Below are 21,742 nucleotides of genomic sequence, written 5' to 3'. Positions count from 1 at the left end.
AATAGGTGTTAGTCAAACAGCATAAGTTAAAGGAAGGTATATGCCGACGTTAATGTTCAAACTGACCGTAGAGGGTCTTGACGACAACACCTTACTGGTACGCGAGTATCAGGGACAAGATACCCTGTCTGACGCCCCCTTGCCAGACGGCAGTGCCTGTTATGGTTTTCGTTACCAACTGAGTTTGGCCAGTCGCCGCATGGACCTCAGCGCCGAACAGATCGTCGACCAAAGCGCCGAATTTACCTTCTATCGCGATGGCGAACTGGTGCAACGGGTGCACGGCATAGTGCGCGCCTTCGAAAAAGGCGACACAGGCCACAACTACACCTTCTATGGCTTAACCCTAGTGCCGGCACTGGAACGATTGACCCTACGTCACAACAGTCGTATCTTCCAAAAACAAACACCACAAGACATCATCAACCAACTGCTTGGTGAAATGGGCTTGCCCAACGCCGTGTTCACCCTCAATGACAACAGCGTCAAAGAACGCGAATTCTGCGTGCAATACCGCGAAACCGACGCGCAATTTCTGCACCGTCTGGCCGCCGAAGAAGGCTGGGTCTATTACTTCGTTCATGAAGCGGGCAAACACACCCTGCACTTCATTGATAAAAGCCAAGCCCTTAGCCAACAAAGCGACCCGATTGCCTACAAGCTACTGACCGCGGGCGTGGCAGACACCCCATACATCCGCCGCTTAAGCGAACACAAACAAGCCTTACCCAGCCAAGCGGTGCTCAAAGACTACAGCTTCAAACGCCCCGACTACGCGGCCTTACAAGACTACACGGGCACCAACCTTGAACACCAAGGGGACCAATACCCACACTTTGACGCCCCCGGTCGCTTCAAAGACAGTGCCACCGGACAACGCTTTGCGCGCATCCGCCTTGAATACCTGCGTCGACAAGCGCACCTTGTTACCGGTGAGAGCGATGCGCCCGCCATCCGCGTGGGCAGCAAAATTACCATTGCAGGGCACTTTGACAGCCAAATCAAAGACAACAGCTGGATCCCAGTGCAGGTCCAACATAGAGGCACTCAACCGCAGATACTCGAAGAAGAAGGCGGCGAAGGGGAAACCACCTATTACAACCAGTTCACCCTGATTCCGGGGCAAATCAACTGGCAAGCCACGCCGCAGACCAAACCCAGTGTCGACGGGCCCATGATGGCTACCGTAGTGGGGCCCGCCAGCAACGAGGGGGACACCCCAGAAGAAATCTACTGTGACGAATACGGTCGCGTCAAAATCCAACTTAACTGGGACAGATACGGCCAACAGGACGACTTTAGCTCTTGCTGGGTGCAAGTCTCCCAAGGTTGGTCTGGCAGCCAATACGGCAGCCTTGCCATCCCGCGCATTGGCACCCGCGTCATCGTCAGCTTCCTCAATGGCGACCCAGACCAACCCATTATCACGGGTCGTACCTTCGACGCCGACAACCTGCCACCCTATGCCTTACCGGCTCACAAAACCAAAAGCGTGTGGCGCAGTCAGACGCACCAAGGGGCGGGCTTTAACGAGCTGAGTTTCGAAGACCAAGCGGGGCAAGAGCAAGTTTACTTGCATGCGCAAAAAGACCTCAAACAGCAAGTCCTCAACGATGTCCAAACCGACATTGGCAAGGACCATCACCTAACGGTGGCCAATGACAGCTTCACGGAAGTGAAGAACAACCAGCACATACAGGTAACAGGCGAGCGCCGTGTGCACATTGAGCTAGATCAAGCCCAAACCATTCACGCTAGTCTACAACAGCAGATTAGCGGCATTGCCGCGACCGAGGTGGCGCAAGTGATCCAGCTGCAAAGTGGCGATTTGACCGTGATTGAAGCGGACGCGGAACTCACCATAAAAGTAGGTGAAAGCTTTGTGAGCATCAACAGCGAAGGGGTGTTTCTGGTCGCCCCAGAAGTCAATATTGGCGCGGAAAGCTATGAGCCAACCACTATGGAACCACTCACCCCCGTGAATCATACTCTTGAATTGCACTATTTGGATGCGGACATGACCCCACAGGCCAACACCCAGTATACCGCCACTTTGAGTGACGGTAGCGAGGTCAAAGGGGTTTTGGATGGCGATGGTTATGCGAAAATTGAGAATGTGCCTAAAGGGGTGGCTAAGGTGTATTACGAGTCAGAACAAAGCTTTGCCGACTTGCCAAGAGAAGATATTAGCGGTGTTGTCAGTCGTCTTGACAACCTATTAGGAGAATAAGCGTGTCAGGGAACGAGGTATTTGAATGGCTGTACGATAACCTTGAAGAGGCTTATCAATCCGCTGAAGACTACATAAAACAAAAAGCGCAATCGGCCAAAGACAGTGCCCTTGCAACCGTGGAATGGACATGGGAAGCCCTACAAGGCGACTTTAACCCAGATATGAGTGTGGGGCAGATTGCTGCCAATGCGGTATTGGGCATGGTTCCCATCGTGGATCAGGTGCTGGATTGTCGAGACCTGGTGGCGAACTGTCGACAGATCAGTAAAGATAAATCCGATACATGGGCATGGGTGGCACTCTGTCTGACCTTAATAGGTCTGATACCTACCCTAGGATCGGCGGTAAAAGGGGTGTTGAAAATCCTCTTTTTGTATATCAGAAAAGCTAGCGGGGATGTGGCGAAAGCCATTACCCCAGCGCTCAAGCCGATCTTTGTTTTCTTGAACAATCCGAAAGTGAAAAAAATCTTAGGTACTCAAGGCCCCAAAGACGTCTTATTAGAGGTTTCTGTCAAGCTCAAGGAACTGGCTGGCAGTATCAATACCCAGAAATTGCTCGATCTGTTTGATCAAGCCATTGATGCCTATAAAAGCTTGGCGAATAAAATAGGCAAGTTAGCCCCAAGTTCAGTACAGACTTGGCTACAAGACTCCTATAAAGTCCTGCAAGATGTGAGAAAAAGCGCTGATGAGAAGATTGATTCTGTGGTGGGCATGGTGCAAGATGTGCTGCAAAAATCCGCCGATGAAATCAAACTTCAAGCCGACGAACTGGATACGGGCTATAAAGCCTTACCAGACAGCAAGGTCGTACATCAATTAGATGAGAGTGTGGCAAGCATTGATCCCAAAATCATTAAAATGACCAATGCAGAAAAAGGTTTGTATGGCGAAATTCTCAGTGACAACCTAATGATTAATAACGGCTTTAAAAACCTCTTGCCGGAAGATAGACAAATACGCAAAATGACCGACAAGCCCAGAGGGCGAGGCATTGACGGAATTTATGAAAATACCGACCCACCGCCGCCTTATGTGATTACCGAAACCAAATACCGAACTGCATCTGGCAAATACATAGACAGTGATGGGGTCGCCAAAGATACGGTATTGGGGAATACCAAAGACGGTAAACAAATGAATGATAAATGGATTAAGCCTCGATTGGAGCCTGCATTGGGTGATCGAGGTATTGCAGCTGATGTTGCCGACTCAGATTATGAACGTTGGTTAATGATAGTGGACAGCTCTGGCGAGGTGGTGAACATTACTAAATTAGATGAAAAGGCAAACAGTATCGCCGAGGTGATTTTATGACTCTTGATGAAGTAGGCTTTAATAATAACAAGAGAGATCCGTTACTCAAGTTTGAGGTGTATGAAGAACAGAACGTTTTTTTTCAAAGAGATATAGCCAAACGCTATGATATCATAAATAACTTGAATAATAGGCTGGGTCATCGTTCTCGCGTTAGTTGGAGTGTTACTCTGGATAAATTCGAATACGCTACCTTGGAATACTCTGCTGGCAACGACTTGGCGTTTTGCGAAACCCTTATGCACGAGGCGCTGGCGGAATTAGAGCGCCATAAAAATCAATTTCCAGATGATAATTTTTTATATTGGGAGCCAGACGCTTTTCACTTCTTGCTGCGTTCCATGAGCTTTGCTGTCTTGTCGGGGAAACCGGAGGCCTTGCACACCATAGTGCGCATGTTCGGAAAGAATCCTGATGGGAATGATGATCCTTTGTTGAGTATGCTACTGGCGCGCTTGGGTTATATTGGTTTGCCGCGTTTGGATCATCTGGCTTTTCCCAAACCATACCAGTCTTTATACGATGCTATTAAAGGGGATGGTATTAGCCCGACGAAAGCAGAACGACAAGAGAGCCTGACGCAATATTTACGGGATTGGTACAAGGGCATGAAAGACTGCTACTGGTACAATACCCATCAAAAATCCATTTTTATTGGCTATTGGGCGCTGGAAACTGCCTTGGTGACCTTGCTGTACGACCTAGACGACAGCGCGTATTCCCACATGCTGTATTATCCTAAAGACCTTGTTGACCATGCCCGTGCTCAGGGGTACGACCAACTTTTTCCGCTGTCCACTGCTACACATCATATCGCACTCCCTAACGACGAATGCCCAGTGGATGCGGTATGGCATTGCAACCTGAGCGACGACCAAGTGCGTTTAAAACAAGGTGAGCGTTTACCGTCAAACAGACTAAACGAGCAGGAAGAGGCCTTGTTTTGGGTGAGTGAATAGCCGAGCGTTAAGGCTTATCTTACCTGTTTGATTTGTTTACAAAGCCACTCAGAATAAGAGTTGGCTTTTTTGTTGTCTTCTTGGTGACGATTGAAGCTTATAAAAACACCACCAATATACCGAAACCAAATACCGAACCGCATCTGGCAAATACATAGACAGTGATGGGGTCGCCAAAGATACGGTATTGGGGAATACCAAAGACGGTAAACAAATGTGTGATGACTGGATTGAAGCTCGATTGGAGGATGCATTGGATGATGATGATCTCGCACTAAATGTTTCAGATTCTGCTTATGAGCGATGGTTGATGATAGTAGACAGTTCTGGTGAGGTGGTGAACATCACCAAATTAGATGAAAAGGCAAACAGTATCGCCGAGGTGATTTTATGATAGTCGATGAAGCAACATTTAAACAAAATAGGCGCGAGCCCTTGTTGAAATTTGAGGTATACCAGAAAAAAAATAACTTTTTTCAAAAAGATAGATCTAATTCCTATTCTATTATGAATAACTTAGATAATGAGCAAAGCCATCGTTCTCGCGTTAGTTGGAGTCTTGCTCGCCATAAATTCGAATACGCTACCTTGGAATACTCGGTTGGCAACGACTTGGCGTTTTGCGAAACCCTTATGCATGAGGCGCTGGCGGAATTAGAGCGCCATAAAAATCAATTTCCACACAAAGCTTTTTTTTACTGGGAGCCGGACGCTTTTCACTTCTTACTGCGTTCCATGAGTTTTGCGGTCTTGTCGGGGAAACCAGAGGCCTTGCACACCATAGTGCGCATGTTCGGAAAGAATCCTGATGGGAATGATGATCCTTTGTTGAGTATGCTACTGGCGCGCTTGGGTTATATTGGTTTGCCGCGTTTGGATCATCTGGCTTTTCCCAAACCATACCAGTCTTTATACGATGCTATTAAAGGGGATGGTATTAGCCCGACGAAAGCAGAACGACAAGAGAGCCTGACGCAATATTTACGGAATTGGTACAAGGGCATGAAAGACTGCTACTGGTACAACACCCATCAAAAATCCATTTTTATTGGCTATTGGGCGCTGGAAACTGCCTTGGTGACCTTGCTGTATGATCTAGACGACAGTAGCTATTCCCATATGCTGTATTACCCTAAAGACCTTGTTGCCCATGCCCGTGCTCAGGGGTACGACCAACTTTTTCCGCTGTCCACTGCTACACATCATATCGCACTCCCTAACGACGAATGCCCAGTGGATGCGGTATGGCATTGCAACCTGAGCGACGACCAAGTGCGTTTAAAACAAGGTGAGCGTTTACCGTCAAATAGACTAAACGAGCAGGAAGAGGCCTTGTTTTGGGTGAGTGAATAGCCGAGCGTTAAGGCTTATCTTACCTGTTTGATTTGTTTACAAAGCCACTCAGAATAAGAGTTGGCTTTTTTGTTGTCTTCTTGGTGACGATTGAAGCTTATAGAAACACCGCCAATATACCGAAACCAAATACCGAACCCAGAGGGCGAGGCATTGACGGAATTTATGAAAATACCGACCCACCGCCGCCTTATGTGATTACCGAAACCAAATACCGAACCGCATCTGGAAAATACATAGACAGTGATGGGGTCGCCAAAGATACGGTATTGGGGAATACCAAAGACGGTAAACAAATGAATGATAAATGGATTAAGCGTCGATTAGGGCCTGCATTAGAAGATGATAGTGCAGCAAAAAAGATTAGGCGAGCCGGTTATGAGCGCTGGTTAATGATAGTGGACAGTTCTGGTAAGGTGCTAAATATTACTAAATTAGATGAAAAGGCAAACAGTATCGCCGAGGTGATTTTATGATAGTCGATGAAGCAACATTTAAACAAAATAGGCGCGAGCCCTTGTTGAAATTTGAGATATATCAGAAGAAGAAGAGTTATTTTCAAGAAGATATTACTGAAGATTATGACATCATAAATAACTTAGACAAGGAATATGATCATAGGTCTGGGCTGAGTTGTGATGTTGCTATGGATAAATTCGAACACGCTACCTTGGAATACTCTGCTGGCAATGACTTGGCATTTTGCCAAACCCTTATGCACGAGGCGCTGGCGGAATTAGAGCGCCATAAAAATCAATTTCCAGATGATAATTTTTTATACTGGGAGCCAGACGCTTTTCACTTCTTACTGCGTTCCATGAGTTTTGCGGTCTTGTCGGGGAAACCAGAGGCCTTGCACACCATAGTGCGCATGCTCGGAAAAAATCCTCAAGACAATGATGATCCTGTATTGAGTATGCTGCTGGCGCGCTTGGGTTATATTGGTTTGCCGCGTTTAGATCATCTGGCTTTTCCTAAACCATACCAGTCTTTATACGATGCTATTAAAGGGGATGGTATTAGCCCGACGAAAGCAGAACGACAAGAGAGCCTGACGCAATATTTACGGGATTGGTACAAGGGCATGAAAGACTGCTACTGGTACAACACCCATCAAAAATCCATTTTTATTGGCTATTGGGCGCTGGAAACTGCCTTGGTGACCCTCTTGTATGACCTAGACGACAGCGCGTATTCACACATGCTGTATTATCCTAAAGACTTGGTTGACCATGCCCGCGCTCAGGGTTACAACCAACTTTTTCCACTGTCCACTGCTACACATCATATCGCACTCCCTAACGACGAAAGCCCAATAGATGCGGTATGGCATTGTAATCTGAGCGACGACCAAGTGCGTTTAAAACAAGGTGAGCGTTTACCGTCAAATAGACTAAACGAGCAAGAAGAGGCCTTGTTTTGGGTGAGTGAATAGCCGAGCGTTAAGGCTTATCTTACCTGTTTGATTTGTTTACAAAGCCACTCAGAATAAGAGTTGGCTTTTTTGTTGTCTTCTTGGTGACGATTGAAGCTTATAGAAACACCGCCAATATACCGAAACCAAATACCGAACCCAGAGGGCGAGGCATTGACGGAATTTATGAAAATACCAACCCACCGCCGCCTTATGTGATTACCGAAACCAAATACCGAACCGCATCTGGCAAATACATAGACAGTGATGGGGTCGCCAAAGATACGGTGCTGAGTAAAACCAAAGGCTCTTCAGGTTTACCTGGAGCTAAGCAAATGAATGATGGTTGGATTAAGCCACGTATAAAAGATGAGCTAGGTAGTCGTAAAGCTCGTGATATTATTGAAAGTGGTTATGAGCGGTGGCTGATGATAGTGGACAACTCTGGTGAGGTAGTGAATATTACGAAATTGGATGCTTCTGCAAAAAGTATTGAAAAGGTAATTTTATGACAATGGATGAAAGTGAGTTTAAAAAAAACAGAAGAGACCCGTTATTGACCTTGCCTGTTTATGATGATCAAAGAGATTTTTTTCTAGAAGATAGAGCTAAATCTTATAATATCGTAAATAATTTAGAAAACGCATTGGATCATAGAGAAGGAGTTAGTTGGTCTATAACTTTAGATAAGTTTGAATATGCTATCCTTGAGTATTCTGCTGGCTATAGTTTGTTAGAGTGTGAAGTTTTTATGCAAAATGCGTTGACGGAATTAGAGCGCCATAAAAATCAATTTCCACACAAGTCTTTCTTTTACTGGGAACCGGATGCCTTTCAGTTTTTATTATGGTCAATGAGCTTTGCGGTCTTGTCGGGGAAGCCGGAGGCCTTGCACACCATAGTGCGCATGTTCGGCAAAAATCCTCAAGACAATGATGATCCTTTGTTGAGTATGCTGCTGGCGCGCTTGGGTTATATTGGTTTACCGCGTTTGGATCATCTGGCTTTTCCAAAACCATACCAGTCTTTATACGATGCCATCAAAGGAGATGGCGTTAGCCCAACAAAAGCAGAACGACAAGAGAGTCTCACTCAATACCTACGGGATTGGTACAAGGGCATAAAAGACTGTTATTGGTATAACCGTCATAAAGGTAGGTTTCCTACTTTTTTTGGCTATTGGGCGCTGGAAACTGCCTTGGTCACCCTCTTGTACGACCTAGACGACAGCGCGTATTCACACATGCTGTATTACCCTAAAGACCTTGTTGACCATGCCCGTGCTCAGGGGTACGACCAACTTTTTCCACTGTCCACTGCCACGCATCACATTGCACTCCCTAACGACGAAAGCCCAATAGATGCGGTATGGCATTGCAACCTGAGCGACGACCAAGTGCGATTAAAACAAGGTGAGCGTTTACCGTCAAATAGACTAAACGAGCAGGAAGAGGCCTTATTTTGGGTGAGTGAATAGCCGAGCGTTAAGGCTTATCTTACCTGTTTGATTTGTTTACAAAGCCACTCAGAATAAGAGTTGGCTTTTTTGTTGTCTTCTTGGTGACGATTGAAGCTTATAAAAACACCACCAATATACCGAAACCAAATACCGAACTCAGAGGGTGAGGCATTGACGGAATTTATGAAAATACCAACCCACCGCCGCCTTATGTGATTACCGAAACCAAATACCGAACCGCATCTGGCAAATACATAGACAGTGATGGGGTCGCCAAAGATACGGTATTGGGGAATACCAAAGACGGTAAACAAATGAATGATAAATGGATTAGGGCCCGATTAGGGCCTGCATTAGAAGATGATGATCGCGCTTTCGATATAGTAGAAAGTGGCTACGAACGCTGGCTGATGATAGTAGACAGTTCTGGCGAGGTGGTGAACATCACTAAGCTAGACAAATACGCAAACAGTATCGCCGAGGTAGTTTTATGATAGTAAATGAAACTGGTTTTGAATCAAATAGAAGAGATCCACTACTTGGTTTTGATATATACCAGAAAAAGAATGCCTTCTTTCAAAAAGACAGATCCAAATCGTATGAGATCATAAATAACACAGATAATGAATATGATCATAGGTCTGGACTAAGTTGGGTGATAGCTCTAAATAAATTCGAATACGCTACCTTGGAATACTCTGCTGGCAACGACTTGGCATTTTGCCAAACCCTTATGCACGAAGCGCTGGCGGAATTAGAGCGCCATAAAAATCAATTTCCAGATGATAATTTTTTATATTGGGAGCCGGACGCTTTTCACTTCTTGCTGCGTTCCATGAGCTTTGCGGTCTTGTCGGGGAAACCAGAGGCCTTGCACACCATAGTGCGCATGTTGGGAAAGAATCCTGATGGGAATGATGATCCTGTATTGAGTATATTGCTGGCGCGCTTGGGTTATATTGGTTTACCGCGTTTGGATCATCTGGCTTTTCCCAAACCATACCAGTCTTTATACGATGCTATCAAAGGGGATGGTATTAGCCCGACGAAAGCAGAACGACAAGAGAGCCTGACGCAATATTTACGGGATTGGTACAAGGGCATGAAAGACTGCTACTGGTACAACACCCATCAAAAATCCATTTTTATTGGCTATTGGGCGCTGGAAACTGCCTTGGTGACCCTCTTGTACGACCTAGACGACAGCGCGTATTCACACATGCTGTATTATCCTAAAGACCTTGTTGCCCATGCCCGCGCTCAAGGTTACGACCAACTTTTTCCGCTGTCCACTGCTACACATCATATCGCACTTCCTAACGACGAATGCCCAGTGGATGCGGTATGGCATTGCAACCTGAGCGACGACCAAGTGCGTTTAAAACAAGGTGAGCGTTTACCGTCAAACAGACTAAACGAGCAGGAAGAGGCCTTGTTTTGGGTGAGTGAATAGCCGAGCGTTAAGGCTTATCTTACCTGTTTGATTTGTTTACAAAGCCACTCAGAATAAGAGTTGGCTTTTTGTTGTCTTCTTGGTGACGATTGAAGCTTATAAAAACACCACCAATATACCGAAACCAAATACCGAACCCAGAGGACGAGGCATTGACGGAATTTATGAAAATACCAACCCACCGCCGCCTTATGTGATTACCGAAACCAAATACCGAACCGCATCTGGCAAATACATAGACAGTGATGGGGTCGCCAAAGATACGGTATTGGGGAATACCAAAGACGGTAAACAAATGAATGATGACTGGATTAAGCCTCGATTGGAGCCTGCATTAGGGGATCGAGGTATTGCAGCGGATGTTGCCGACTCAGATTATGAACGTTGGTTAATGATAGTGGACAGCTCTGGCGAGGTGGTGAATATTACTAAATTGGATGAAAAGGCAAACAGTATCGCCGAGGTGATTTTATGACTCTTGATGAAGTAGGCTTTAATAATAACAAGAGAGATCCGTTACTCAAGTTTAAAGTGTATGATGAACAAAGCATTTTTTTTCAAAGAGATATAGCCAAACGCTATGACATCATAAATAACTTGAACAATAGGCTGGGTCATCGTTCTCGCGTTAGTTGGAGTGTTGCTCGCCATAAATTCGAATATGCTACCTTGGAATACTCTGCTGGCAACGACTTGGTATTTTGCCAAACCCTTATGCACGAGGCGCTGGCGGAATTAGAGCGCCATAAAAATCAATTTCCAGATGATAATTTTTTATACTGGGAGCCGGACGCTTTTCACTTCTTACTGCGTTCCATGAGCTTTGCTGTCTTGTCGGGGAAACCAGAGGCCTTGCACACCATAGTGCGCATGCTCGGAAAAAATCCTCAAGACAATGATGATCCTTTGTTGAGTATGCTGCTGGCGCGCTTGGGCTATATTGGTTTGCCGCGTTTGGATCATCTGGCTTTTCCAACACCTTACCAACATCTGTACGATGCCATTAAAGGCGATGGCGTTAGCCCAACAAAAGCAGAACGACAAGAGAGCCTCACTCAATACCTACGGGATTGGTACAAGGGCATGAAAGACTGCTACTGGTACAACACCCATCAAAAATCCATTTTTATTGGTTATTGGGCGCTGGAAACTGCCTTGGTGAGCCTTTTGTACGACCTAGATGACAGCGCGTATTCACACATGCTGTATTATCCTAAAGACCTTGTTGCCCATGCCCGCGCTCAGGGTTACGGCCAACTTTTTCCGCTGTCCACTGCCACGCATCACATTGCACTCCCTAACGACGAAAGCCCAATAGATGCGGTATGGCATTGCAACCTGACTGACGACCAAGTGCGTTTAAAACAAGGTGAGCGTTTACCGTCAAACAGACTAAACGAGCAGGAAGAGGCCTTGTTTTGGGTGAGTGAATAAAAAGATTAACAATACATTTATTCCGACGTCTTGATCACCCATCTGATTGAGAGATGGGTGGTTATCCATTCAGTTTTGCATTTCAAAACCAAAAGCGTGTGGCGCGCTTTTCACTCAAACATACACACCAAGGGGCGGGCTTTAACGAGCTGTCTTTCGAAGACCAAGCGGGGCAAGAGCAAGTTTACTTGCATGCGCAAAAAGACCTCAAACAGCAAGTCCTCAACGATGTCCAAACCAACATTGGCAATGACCATCACCTAACGGTGGCCAATGACAGCTTCATGGAAGTGAAGAACAACCAGCACATACAGGTAACAGGCGAGCGCCGTGTGCATATTGAGAAAGATCAAGCCCAAACCATTCACGCTAGTCTACAACAGCAGATTAGCGGCATTGCCGCGACCGAGGTGGCGCAAGTGATCCAGCTGCAAAGTGGCGATTTGACCGTGATTGAAGCGGACGCGGAACTCACCATAAAAGTAGGTGAAAGCTTTGTGAGCATCAACAGCGAAGGGGTGTTTCTGGTCGCCCCAGAAGTCAATATTGGTGCAGAAAGCTATGAAACAGAAGCGCTAGCCGATATGATAACCACCAGTGACTTCAGTTTTTCTGGTTAGTAATAAGGATGTTGTGAATGAAGTTTATTTACCCTGTTCCTAAACCGAATGGTCTTGTTTATGACGATGGCAACGCGTTTCAGACTCAGCTGCAGCAAGAGCTAGCCGGACAATATGGTTATAACCCAGGGAATGGGTGTTGGCACGGTGGTTTACACTTTTCATTGAAAAATGCCGAACACTGCCAAAAAGCGCATCCAATCATCGCCATCGCCGATGGTAAAATCGTGGCTTATCGTATTCATAATGACTATTCAACTTCGACATTTCGTGGTCTCGAATTGCCCTATTCAGGGGACTTTTGTTTGATACAGCATGTGTTTTCCTATAAGGAAGGGGAGCAGGAGAAACATTTTGATTTCTACTCCCTGTACATGCATTTGGCCCCTGCCACGGAAGAAAACCTGTCCGATCTTGTTGAACATTTTCAGCTACCAAACTGGCTTTATACTGAAAAAACCGCCGAGGTGACCTCGACGAACGGTTTGATTTGCCGTACGGATAGCCTAGGGAAAGCGGGTTTTGCAGTCAGTAAAGAGCAGAAGTTTAGCTACGATCCAAGACGCCTGAAAAGCCAAGTGTTTGGTGACAAAGCGAGACACTTTGCTCGTTGTACTTTAGACCCAGCATTGAACTATGGTGGCAGTAGCATCACCGAGACTTGGTTGTGTGTGGACGATGACTTGGTCAAAACCATCGGGGCAAAAACCGTCACAGAAGGGGCTCTGGTAGAGTTAAGTGGTGCAGATCAGATTGATATCAAAGGTGGCGATGCCATTGGCTACCTTGGGCAATTTCACGTAGCAACTCAGATTGAGGCGGAGACGCCGGTTGCGGACGCACGTTACCAGATTCACTTTGAATTGTTTTCCAAAGAAGAACCACCAGAGGCGTTTTTGAAGCGGTTTTATGGTAGTGCTAACTTTAATAAAGTGAAAAAAGTGGAAGGTGATGGTTCTGATGGCTACCTGAACCTTGAAGAACCCAATGATTTTTTCAAAGCCTTCTATCAAACAGTGACCCTAGATGAAAGTGATGTGCCGGGTACTGAGATTGCTAAGAACCTTTCTAAGTGGGACAGTGCCCAATTCCTGTACCATAAACACGCCAGCGAGTGGTACGACAAAGCCCCTGAAAAACAATCCTTGTGGGAAACCTTGCTTGGTAAATTCACCACCCCCCATTTTGCCGAACTGATCGAACACGAAAAAGAGCGAGTGGATAATCTCGTGTGGATGCAAGATGCCAGTGGCTTGGGGTTATCAAAAGAAGTGTGGAACTGGTGGCCGATAGGGCATGGTGTGGCTTTTAAGCCAGGTTGTTGTATCACCAAAGGCATGCTGAGGAAAATTTGGAGTCGTACTTCAGTCACTGATGACTTCCTAGAAAGTGTCGCTAATGAAATTAATGAAATTTATGTCATGGTCAAACTGGATACTAAGTTAAGACTGGATCACTTTTTTGCACAAATTCTGCAAGAAGTGGGCCCTAACTTTCGATTAGAAGAGGATCTAACATATCAGCCTCATGTACTAAAAAAGTATAGTTATTATAAGCAGTCACCAAGGTATTATGCTGCCGCTGATGTTGATGGTTTTCCTGATAAAGCTGGCAGAGCATTGATGACGGATGCAGAAAAGCAAGCAAAATATGAAGTAATTGCCAATAAAATTTACGGTGCTCATCGAGAAGGGACAGAATTTGCCCTAGGTAATACCGAATTCGGTGATGGATGGAAATACCGTGGTCGTGGGCTTAAGCAACTCACTGGTAAATCGAATTATCAAAATTTTACGAAATGGTATAACGACCTATGGCCAGATGAAAACATAGACTTTGTAGCAACCCCTGAAAAATTATTAGAGATCAAATACGCTGTTCGCTCCGGTGCGCTCTTTTGGCTGAAACATAAAATGTGGGACAAAGCAGATAATGGTGATACTAATGATGACGTGAATGCGGTAACGGAGATTATTAATGCTGGGCTTGATGAGGAGCAGAAAAATAGTCGTATCGGCCATTTTAAAGATATCAGTCAGGGTAAAGAAAATGAAACAACTGGAAAAAGAGAAGGAGGGGTATTTGATGAGGCTATTTAAATGCTTGTTGGTATTTTTGATTATGCTTGATGTCTGCTGGGCAGATGAAATCTCAGTGACAATCGAGCCTCTTACAGATAGTGAACTAATAGAACTCAAGGAAACAACGGCTCCTCGAGCGGTGCGGGATTCATATAAAACGGTGCATATTACATATCAAGATAAAGCTACGTATCAATTTATTTGGCTCGGTAATATTCCAACATCAGTAAAATATAATAATTTATTAAATTGTGATGGGGTTGATTACCCTGTTGTAATGCTTAAAACGGATTCTAGTTTTGAAAAAGCTAGCTTAAGCGTAACATTTTTAATTAATAGACTTTTTATTTTTGATGATACTTTGAAATTATTGAATAAATATGAAAGTACATATCGCTCTGAAGAAGATGATTCTGGATTTTACATAGATAAAAAACATATATTTACTCTAAATAACGTAGAAAAATTTGCTTGTGATCGTATTAAGGAACTTAAATAAAGTTTATCACATGAATAAAATTTTTGTTTTTAAGATGATTTGTATAGCCTGTAAGAATGTAATGATAGCGAATTGGGTGGTTGTTTATACTTATTCAACAAACTGAAGCTTTAATAAAAGCCTATAGAAGAACCGCCAGAGGCGTTTTTGAAGCGGTTTTATGGTAGTGCACTTTTTTATAAAAGTAAGCAATAAAGTGAAAAAAGTGGAAGGTGATGGTTCGGATGGCTACCTGAACCTTGAAGAGCCTAATGATTTTTTCAAAGCCTTCTATCAAACAGTGACCTTAGATGAAAGTGATGTGCCGGGTACTGAGATTGCTAAGAACCTCTCTAAGTGGGACAGTGCCCAATTCCTATACCATAAACACGCCAGCGAGTGGTACGACAAAGCCCCTGAAAAAGAATCCATTTGGGAAAGCTTGCTCGGCAAATTCACCAGCCCCCATTTTGCCGAACTGATCGAACACGAAAAAGAGCGAGTGGATAATCTCGTATGGATGCAAGATGCCAGTGGCTTAGGCTTATCAAAAGAAGTGTGGAACTGGTGGCCGATAGGGCATGGTGTGGCTTTTAAGTCAGGTTGTTGTATCACCAAAGACATGCTGAGGAAAATTTGGCGTCGTACTTCAGTTACTGATGACTTCCTAGAAAGTGTTGCGGATGAAATTAATGAAATTGCTGTCATGGTCAAACTGGATACTAAGTTAAGACTTGATCACTTTTTTGCGCAAATTCAGCAAGAAGTGGGTGAAAACTTTCGTTTAGAAGAAGATTTAACGTACCAAGAAAGCGCATTGAAGGAGTTTAGTTATTACAAACTTGCAGAACATACTTCTGAAGCGGCGACGGATGCTTTTCCAGATAGAGCTGGCAGGGCACTGATGACGGATGCAGAAAAGCAAGCGAAATATGAAGTGATTGCCAATAAAATTTACGGTGCTCATCGAGAAGGGACAGAATTTGCCCTAGGTAATACCGAATTCGGTGATGGATGGAAATACCGAGGTCGTGGGCTTAAGCAATTGACAGGCAAGGATAATTATCAAGATATCACTGATTGGTATAACGACCTATGGCCAGATGAACAAATGGATTTTGTTGCAACCCCTGAAAAATTATTAGAGATCAAATACGCTGTTCGCTCCGGTGCGCTCTTTTGGTTGAAGAAAAAAATGTGGGACAAAGCGGATGAGGGTGATGCTGGAATTATTGTTGATAAGGTAACGGAGATTATTAATTTAGCTACTGATACTAAAGAGGATAGAAGGAAACATTTTAACGAAATTATTAAGGAAAGAATTTTCAATGAAGCGATTTAAGAATTTTTTATTTTTAAGTATATTTTTTAGTGGCTCTCTTTTAGGATCTGTAAATGATTGGGATATAGTCATTGGTAAGTTAACACCTTTAGAAAGCTCTAAGCTAATAAATCAATCATCGATGGCTAATCCTGATTATTACAGTAGTGTTCATGTTCGTTATTTTGATAAAAAAAACCAATTCTTTATTCATACTGATAACCCGACTATTGTAAAATATAAGAAAGCTTTAAATTGTGATGGAATTGATTATCCGACTATTATGTTACAGACTGATGCTAGTCATGAAAAAGCTAGTTTAAGTACAAAGTTTATAATTAATAGGTTATATATTTTTGATGAATTATTGAAATTATTGAAGAGATATGAAAGTACATATCGGGCTGAAGAAGATGACTCTGGATTTTATATAGATGAACAACATATCTTCACTTTAGATAATGTAGAAAAATTTGCTTGTGATCGTATTAAGGAACTTAAATAAAATTTATCACATGAATAATTTTTTTGTTTTTAAGATGATTTTTATAGCCTATAAAAATGTAATGATAGCGAATTGGGTGGTTGTTTATACTTATTTAATTTCTTTATTCAAACTGAAGCTTTAATAAAAGCCTATAGAAGAACCGCCAGAGGCGTTTTTGAAGCGGTTTTATGGTAGTGCACTTTTTTATAAAAGTAAGCAATAAAGTGAAAAAAGTGGAAGGTGATGGTTCGGATGGCTACCTGAATCTTGAAGAACCCAATGATTTTTTTAAAGCCTTCTATCAAACAGTGACCCTAGATGAAAGTGATGTACCGGGTACTGAGATTGCTAAGAACCTTTCTAAGTGGGACAGTGCTCAATTCCTATACCATAAACACGCCAGCGAATGGTACGACAAAGCCCCTGACAAAGAATCCTTATGGGGCACCCTGCTTGGTAAATTCACAAGCCCCCATTTTGCTGAACTGATCGAACACGAAAAAGAGCGAGTGTATAAGCTGGTGTGGATGCAAGATGCCAGTGGTTTGGGGTTAGCAAAACCGATATGTATAAGTTAGAGAATATTTATTGTATTGAGAGGATAGAATGGTATCTAGTTGATAAATACCATTCTAAAAGAGTGAGATAATAATTGAAATATTATTTGCCTCTAGTAATCCATGAAATAGAATTTTATAGAGTGTAACTAGATTCTATTTATTTACGGATTGTTCTGGTGTTGAAGCACCTCGGAAATAGCGCTATCCAATAGCAACACAAAATAAGACAACATGAAATCCAACATAGAACCAATAAACAGCTCCCGGCTCGGTTGGCGCATTGTTTGCCACACCATCAAACCCAACGGTTTGAGAGGATGCTGCATCGCTTATTAAAATACTGGGACTGAGGAATGCGGTATTAATAATGTTAATACCAAAAGTTATTACAGATAGAGTAGGTTGAGAGCGAAACGAAATCATTGCCATAACAGTACAAATCATAGCAATAAATACGCCACCTACTGGGATAAATATAGATAATGCACCAAATACAAGCGCGATAATAGCAAGAGCTTTTATATTAATTATTTCCTTATTTATACGTTTTAGTGAAGTAACACCAGTGGATCACCGTTCAATCTTGCTTGTCCAACGGAAACATCAGATAACTTTATGTCAAAAGAGCTTCCTTTTTTAGAAGACAAGGCACCATAAACATATGGGGTATCATCTATATAAGCAGATACCACTTTAAAAGGATGATCAGTAGATAAATCATTGTCTACTTTGATATGAACTGACAATTCAATATCGCCCATTCCAAAACTACTTTTTTCAAGTTTATTAATGCGATTGTTGATGGATGCTGGAATGGCAATTTTTAGTAGTTCTTTTTTGTTTGAAATGATATTGAGACTATCATTTGAAGCCAGTTGGCTGTCATCATCTTTGTCTAATGTAATAGGAATGTTAAAGTGCGCTAAAGAATCAAACTTTTTTTGAAAACATTCTACGTATCGAGCTTCAGGAAAAATGTCTTTTACCGTCGTTTTAGATTCTCTTACCGCTTCTGATTCCAGTCTAGAGTCTTCATAAGAGGAACAAGCGGCGACACTAACATATAGGTCGCCTGTGATTTTTTTGGTAGGTGAATTTAACAAATCCGATAATTTCACCTCTGTTTCTATAATAGACTTACAGCCGGTGAGTAGAGGCAGTAATAATAAAGGTGCAATATAAAATAATTTCATATCACTGCCTCTATTATTCATTACTGGCCTTTTTTATTTCATCGGCTAGGGCAAATATCTCTTCGGCTGTTTTACCGTCTAGCATTTCATTTACTTTGGCTCTAGCATCCTCGGCAGAGACATTACTCCCCATAGCAGCAAATCCAGCCATCATGTAGATTCCGGTGACGGTTTTTTGAAATCTATTTTTGTCTTCAGAAGATAGGGTTGACATTATTTCTTTTGCTGATTCTTTCATGGCTTGATCTGAGGATGTATCCAGCTCTGGTTCACCGCATGCGATCAAGAATACAGACAAAATAATAACTGACATGGTTTTGAAAAATTTATTCACTTTCCATTCCTTTTACATTGAATAAGATATTAAAAATAGTTATTAGCGATATTTCCAATATTTAAGTGTGCTAAAAAATAGAACTAAATTTATAATTTGGCAGCAAGGTAAATGCCTTTCTAAAGGCAACTTTCTAAAAACAATATAGGCAATAAACTAGACGAGAATATAGATCATAAAACAGTTCCATGTATTGTTTAAAAATTATGAATCTTATAAGCACAAAATCATGCTATAACAAGATTGTGTAAAGAATCAATATAAAATTCTGCTTATTTTTAAGTTTTTTTGATAAAGGAATTTAGATATATAAAATATGATAATTAAGATATAAAAAATTGATAATTAATACGGACAGATAGTAAGGGCTTTATATTTTGAGCGGGTGCTCGCATTTAGACTTGAAAGCTATTAAGAATAAAATCATTAGTTAATCTGTATATGACCTTATCGACTCTGGTTGTTGATTTACATTTATTCCTAAAGGCTTGATTTTTTAATGTGATTTAGTGATTTAGTGATTTAGTGATTTAGTGATTTAGTGATTTAGTGATTTAGTGATTTAGTGATTTAGTGATTTAGTGATTTAGTGATTTAGTGATTTAGTGATTTAGTGATTTAGTGATTTGCAGGTTTCTGGGGAAGATTAAATCCTACCTTTCTCAATAGCATTTTTCTTTATGTCGAATATTTTTAATTCAATACTTCCATTTGATCACAGTGTTTGGTTGTTTTTTATTGAAGTGTTCACTTTGACTTCCCTTTGTCCATGCCTGTCTTGTATGTTGATTAGGCCAACATAGTTAATTTGCTGGCTGGTTTGTGATGAGACGTGTAGGTGTTCTATGAAAGGAAGGTGATAAAAATTCTCAATATCGTTGACTTACTTGTAAGGAGAACTAGATATACCTTAATGGCAAATTAAATATGCTTAATTGGCAATATTTTTGCTTAAACAGTAACTTACGTTGTAGTTGTAGTTGTAGTTGTATATAAGGTGCCTAAGTTGTGGATGTATTTATCGCTCAACACCAAGATGCGATGAAGCGTGCTATTAAAGAAGTCGATCAATATGATCGAGATCTGAAATCGCTGAGTACTTGGTGGGAAAAGATTGCGTTAATAGGGAAAATTAACAGTTTAGATGTTGCTTCAACCATTCTAGAGGATATGGAAACGACTCTAGAACAGTTTCACGGCTTGCAAGAAAAACTCATTGAAAGTTTGGTCAGCGAGCATGCCCGTAAGGTGATCGGCCAAAACTGGTCAAGGTGTCAGGTGGCGATTGATGTTTTGATTCGCAACTTGTTCGAACGTACCGCTGATATAGGCTTTCTAGCCACCGATGACGATGTGGTACGCTACTTGAAAAAAGCCAATCTCGAGGAAGAAGATCGTTTGTTTATGCAGCAGCGATTGCAAGCCTATATCGATATCTATTCTGTTTATCACAATGCACTTTTATTAACTCCGCAAGGCGAGGTGGTGTTTGAATTAAGCCAGCCAAGTCGAACAGGCAAGGTTAATGACGCCTTTATTCAACAAGCGCTCGATAATCCTGATGATTATGTGGAGTATTTTGGTATCACGGAACTGATGGGCGGTCATGAGGACAATCTTTTGTACGCCAATGCTGTGGTGGACAATGGTGTTGTGATTGGTGTGATCGTATTGAGCTTTCGTTTTCAAAATGAATTAGAGGGCATCATAAATCACTTATTAGCGGAAGACGAAACAAACCACTTCTTGCTCTTAAATAGTGCAGGGAATGTGCTTTTTGCGCCATTTTATTACCAGAAAGACCTGCCTGAGCGCTTTTCTATTGCATTAGAGCCGCAACTGGTGACGAACAAAGGCAATGAATTGGTGCAAGTTTGTGCCAAAGGGACCGCTTATCAAGGTTATGCTGGTCCTAAGGATTGGTTGATGAGTTCCTTGGTTGCCATTCATGAGATTGAGTCGAACACCCGAGGGGCTCTGCCCAGTAGCAGTGCGCAAGAAAGGGCATCATCCACGGGGACAGATACCGACATCATCACTGGGCTTGTATCGGATGATTTATTGGATATTCGGAATCGTTCCACTGCGATTAATGATGATCTTGAGTTAATCGTGTTGAATGGCATCATCACTGCGGCGCGCAAAGAAGCGGTAGAATTCATGCCCGTGCTTGAGGCCATAAAGAAAATAGGCCGCGACATAGATGGTGTGTTTGCCGACTCGATAAGCTCCTTGTTCACTACCATTATTTCAGGTCAATTAAATGCCATGCGGCTTCAAGCCAGTTTGGCCGTGGACATTATGGATCGCAACTTGTATGAACGAGCCAATGATTGTCGTTGGTGGGGGTTGAACTCGTTATTGAGAGCAGAATTGTCATCTCAAACCCTCGATCAAACGCGTATTGAACATACGTTAGCGAAAATTCATTCTCTTTATACGGTTTATCACACGCTTTATGTGTTTGATCGACAAGGGCGTTATGTGGCGTTTTCGGATGATCAATATAAGGAACGCATTGGTCACGACATTGAGCCACAGTCTGCTGGTCAGTCGGTATTTGAGTTGGACGATATATACTCGTATCGAGTATCAGATTTTGTGCCATTTGACTGTTACGACCAACAAAAAACCTACATTTACAATGCTGCCATCCGGGATAGCAATGATGCGGCGAACATTGTCGGAGGAATAGGCATCGTCTTTGACTCCAGTGTCGAGTTTAAAGCCATCTTGCAAGATATTTTGCCTAAGGAAAATGGTGTGGTGAAGGAGGGGAGTTTTGCCTTGTTTACGACGGAAACAGGTGAGATTCTTTCCAGTACGTCAGAGGCGTATAATATCGGTCAGCACTTCATGCCGGAAATTGATGTGGCAGAGCTGAAAAGAGAAGGGACCACCGCTTGTGTGCTTACCCTTTCAGGTCACTCTTTTTTAATTGGGGCGGCTCAGTCAGCAGGTTATCGCGAATACAAACGTGACGATGGCTATATTAACGATGTGATTGCTTGGGTCATGATGCCTTGTTAACTCGTTTGAGTGTC

General features: G+C 42.8%; 22 protein-coding genes. 20 read left to right on the top strand and 2 right to left on the bottom strand.

All coding sequences use genetic code 11. The annotated features are described in order from the left end of the window. Nucleotides 1-40: 40 nt before the first annotated feature. The 19 genes from tssI (at nt 41) to ABXS85_RS03110 (ending at nt 17,189) form a co-directional block, all read left to right on the top strand. Entirely contained in the window at nt 41-2,230 is a 2,190-nt protein-coding gene (tssI, locus tag ABXS85_RS03200; protein ID WP_353668608.1) for a type VI secretion system tip protein TssI/VgrG, read from the top strand. 2 nt (nt 2,231-2,232) lie between these two features. Continuing rightward, nucleotides 2,233-3,552: a hypothetical protein gene (locus ABXS85_RS03195; RefSeq protein WP_353668607.1), complete on the top strand. Its 1,320-nt coding sequence runs from the start codon at nt 2,233-2,235 to the stop codon at nt 3,550-3,552. Then, nucleotides 3,549-4,511: a PoNe immunity protein domain-containing protein gene (locus ABXS85_RS03190; protein WP_353668606.1), complete on the top strand. Its 963-nt coding sequence runs from the start codon at nt 3,549-3,551 to the stop codon at nt 4,509-4,511. The genes ABXS85_RS03195 and ABXS85_RS03190 overlap by 4 nt, the downstream gene beginning before the upstream one ends. Before the next feature lie 187 nt (nt 4,512-4,698). Then, on the top strand, nt 4,699-4,905 hold the full coding sequence (locus tag ABXS85_RS03185; protein ID WP_353668605.1) for a hypothetical protein: 207 nt from the start codon (nt 4,699-4,701) through the stop codon (nt 4,903-4,905). Then, on the top strand, nt 4,902-5,864 hold the full coding sequence (locus tag ABXS85_RS03180; RefSeq protein ID WP_353668604.1) for a PoNe immunity protein domain-containing protein: 963 nt from the start codon (nt 4,902-4,904) through the stop codon (nt 5,862-5,864). Before ABXS85_RS03185 ends, ABXS85_RS03180 begins: the two co-directional genes overlap by 4 nt. An 83-nt stretch (nt 5,865-5,947) precedes the next feature. Continuing rightward, complete coding sequence (locus tag ABXS85_RS03175) at nt 5,948-6,340, top strand: hypothetical protein (protein WP_353668603.1); 393 nt, start codon at nt 5,948-5,950, stop codon at nt 6,338-6,340. Then, entirely contained in the window at nt 6,337-7,299 is a 963-nt protein-coding gene (locus ABXS85_RS03170) for a PoNe immunity protein domain-containing protein (protein ID WP_353668602.1), read from the top strand. The genes ABXS85_RS03175 and ABXS85_RS03170 overlap by 4 nt, the downstream gene beginning before the upstream one ends. 83 nt (nt 7,300-7,382) lie before the next feature. Next, nucleotides 7,383-7,790: a hypothetical protein gene (locus ABXS85_RS03165; RefSeq protein WP_353668601.1), complete on the top strand. Its 408-nt coding sequence runs from the start codon at nt 7,383-7,385 to the stop codon at nt 7,788-7,790. After that, nucleotides 7,787-8,755: a PoNe immunity protein domain-containing protein gene (locus ABXS85_RS03160; RefSeq protein WP_353668600.1), complete on the top strand. Its 969-nt coding sequence runs from the start codon at nt 7,787-7,789 to the stop codon at nt 8,753-8,755. Before ABXS85_RS03165 ends, ABXS85_RS03160 begins: the two co-directional genes overlap by 4 nt. A 194-nt stretch (nt 8,756-8,949) precedes the next feature. Further along, entirely contained in the window at nt 8,950-9,231 is a 282-nt protein-coding gene (locus ABXS85_RS03155; RefSeq protein ID WP_353668599.1) for a hypothetical protein, read from the top strand. Further along, nucleotides 9,228-10,190, top strand: a complete 963-nt coding sequence (locus ABXS85_RS03150; RefSeq protein WP_353668598.1) for a PoNe immunity protein domain-containing protein — start codon at nt 9,228-9,230, stop codon at nt 10,188-10,190. Before ABXS85_RS03155 ends, ABXS85_RS03150 begins: the two co-directional genes overlap by 4 nt. An 82-nt stretch (nt 10,191-10,272) precedes the next feature. Then, the gene (locus ABXS85_RS03145) at nt 10,273-10,665 is read left to right on the top strand and encodes a hypothetical protein (protein WP_353668597.1); all 393 of its coding nucleotides are present in this window, start codon (nt 10,273-10,275) and stop codon (nt 10,663-10,665) included. Continuing rightward, nucleotides 10,662-11,624, top strand: a complete 963-nt coding sequence (locus ABXS85_RS03140) for a PoNe immunity protein domain-containing protein (RefSeq protein ID WP_353668596.1) — start codon at nt 10,662-10,664, stop codon at nt 11,622-11,624. Before ABXS85_RS03145 ends, ABXS85_RS03140 begins: the two co-directional genes overlap by 4 nt. A gap of 53 nt (nt 11,625-11,677) precedes the next feature. Beyond that, complete coding sequence (locus ABXS85_RS03135) at nt 11,678-12,244, top strand: hypothetical protein (protein WP_353668595.1); 567 nt, start codon at nt 11,678-11,680, stop codon at nt 12,242-12,244. Nucleotides 12,245-12,261: 17 nt separating this feature from the next. Further along, nucleotides 12,262-14,343: a hypothetical protein gene (locus tag ABXS85_RS03130; RefSeq protein WP_353668594.1), complete on the top strand. Its 2,082-nt coding sequence runs from the start codon at nt 12,262-12,264 to the stop codon at nt 14,341-14,343. Then, nucleotides 14,294-14,824, top strand: a complete 531-nt coding sequence (locus ABXS85_RS03125; protein ID WP_353668593.1) for a hypothetical protein — start codon at nt 14,294-14,296, stop codon at nt 14,822-14,824. The genes ABXS85_RS03130 and ABXS85_RS03125 overlap by 50 nt, the downstream gene beginning before the upstream one ends. A gap of 196 nt (nt 14,825-15,020) precedes the next feature. Then, nucleotides 15,021-16,145, top strand: a complete 1,125-nt coding sequence (locus ABXS85_RS03120) for a hypothetical protein (protein ID WP_353668592.1) — start codon at nt 15,021-15,023, stop codon at nt 16,143-16,145. Continuing rightward, complete coding sequence (locus tag ABXS85_RS03115; RefSeq protein WP_353668591.1) at nt 16,132-16,629, top strand: hypothetical protein; 498 nt, start codon at nt 16,132-16,134, stop codon at nt 16,627-16,629. Before ABXS85_RS03120 ends, ABXS85_RS03115 begins: the two co-directional genes overlap by 14 nt. A 206-nt stretch (nt 16,630-16,835) precedes the next feature. Beyond that, a complete protein-coding gene (locus tag ABXS85_RS03110; protein WP_353668590.1) occupies nt 16,836-17,189 on the top strand; it encodes a hypothetical protein in 354 nt (117 codons plus the stop codon). Nucleotides 17,190-17,719: 530 nt separating this feature from the next. On the opposite strand, the gene ABXS85_RS03105 is transcribed toward ABXS85_RS03110, so the two are convergent. Both ABXS85_RS03105 and ABXS85_RS03100 read right to left on the bottom strand, forming a co-directional pair. Further along, a complete protein-coding gene (locus ABXS85_RS03105; protein ID WP_353668589.1) occupies nt 17,720-18,364 on the bottom strand; it encodes a hypothetical protein in 645 nt (214 codons plus the stop codon). A gap of 13 nt (nt 18,365-18,377) precedes the next feature. Further along, on the bottom strand, nt 18,378-18,698 hold the full coding sequence (locus tag ABXS85_RS03100) for a DUF6694 family lipoprotein (protein WP_353668588.1): 321 nt from the start codon (nt 18,696-18,698) through the stop codon (nt 18,378-18,380). Nucleotides 18,699-19,706: 1,008 nt separating this feature from the next. Between ABXS85_RS03100 and ABXS85_RS03095 the strand changes: the two genes are divergently transcribed. Further along, entirely contained in the window at nt 19,707-21,728 is a 2,022-nt protein-coding gene (locus tag ABXS85_RS03095; protein ID WP_353668587.1) for a hypothetical protein, read from the top strand. Nucleotides 21,729-21,742: the final 14 nt, after the last annotated feature.

Origin of the sequence: Marinomonas sp. THO17, assembly GCF_040436405.1 — a bacterium.
GTDB lineage: Bacteria > Pseudomonadota > Gammaproteobacteria > Pseudomonadales > Marinomonadaceae > Marinomonas.
Note: the sequence above shows the minus strand (reverse complement) of the source record. Positions and strands in the feature narration are given on the sequence as shown.

Bases quoted from the DNA above. Each gene is read 5' to 3' on its own strand.
- ABXS85_RS03140 (WP_353668596.1), top strand. From the start codon at position 10,662: ATGACTCTTGATGAAGTAGGCTTTAATAATAACAAGAGAGATCCGTTA.
- ABXS85_RS03150 (WP_353668598.1), top strand. From the start codon at position 9,228: ATGATAGTAAATGAAACTGGTTTTGAATCAAATAGAAGAGATCCACTA.
- ABXS85_RS03160 (WP_353668600.1), top strand. From the start codon at position 7,787: ATGACAATGGATGAAAGTGAGTTTAAAAAAAACAGAAGAGACCCGTTA.
- ABXS85_RS03130 (WP_353668594.1), top strand. From the start codon at position 12,262: ATGAAGTTTATTTACCCTGTTCCTAAACCGAATGGTCTTGTTTATGAC.
- ABXS85_RS03105 (WP_353668589.1), bottom strand. From the start codon at position 18,364: ATGAAATTATTTTATATTGCACCTTTATTATTACTGCCTCTACTCACC.
- ABXS85_RS03135 (WP_353668595.1), top strand. From the start codon at position 11,678: ATGGGTGGTTATCCATTCAGTTTTGCATTTCAAAACCAAAAGCGTGTG.
- ABXS85_RS03115 (WP_353668591.1), top strand. From the start codon at position 16,132: ATGAAGCGATTTAAGAATTTTTTATTTTTAAGTATATTTTTTAGTGGC.
- ABXS85_RS03125 (WP_353668593.1), top strand. From the start codon at position 14,294: ATGAAACAACTGGAAAAAGAGAAGGAGGGGTATTTGATGAGGCTATTT.
- tssI (WP_353668608.1), top strand. From the start codon at position 41: ATGCCGACGTTAATGTTCAAACTGACCGTAGAGGGTCTTGACGACAAC.
- ABXS85_RS03170 (WP_353668602.1), top strand. From the start codon at position 6,337: ATGATAGTCGATGAAGCAACATTTAAACAAAATAGGCGCGAGCCCTTG.
- ABXS85_RS03180 (WP_353668604.1), top strand. From the start codon at position 4,902: ATGATAGTCGATGAAGCAACATTTAAACAAAATAGGCGCGAGCCCTTG.
- ABXS85_RS03190 (WP_353668606.1), top strand. From the start codon at position 3,549: ATGACTCTTGATGAAGTAGGCTTTAATAATAACAAGAGAGATCCGTTA.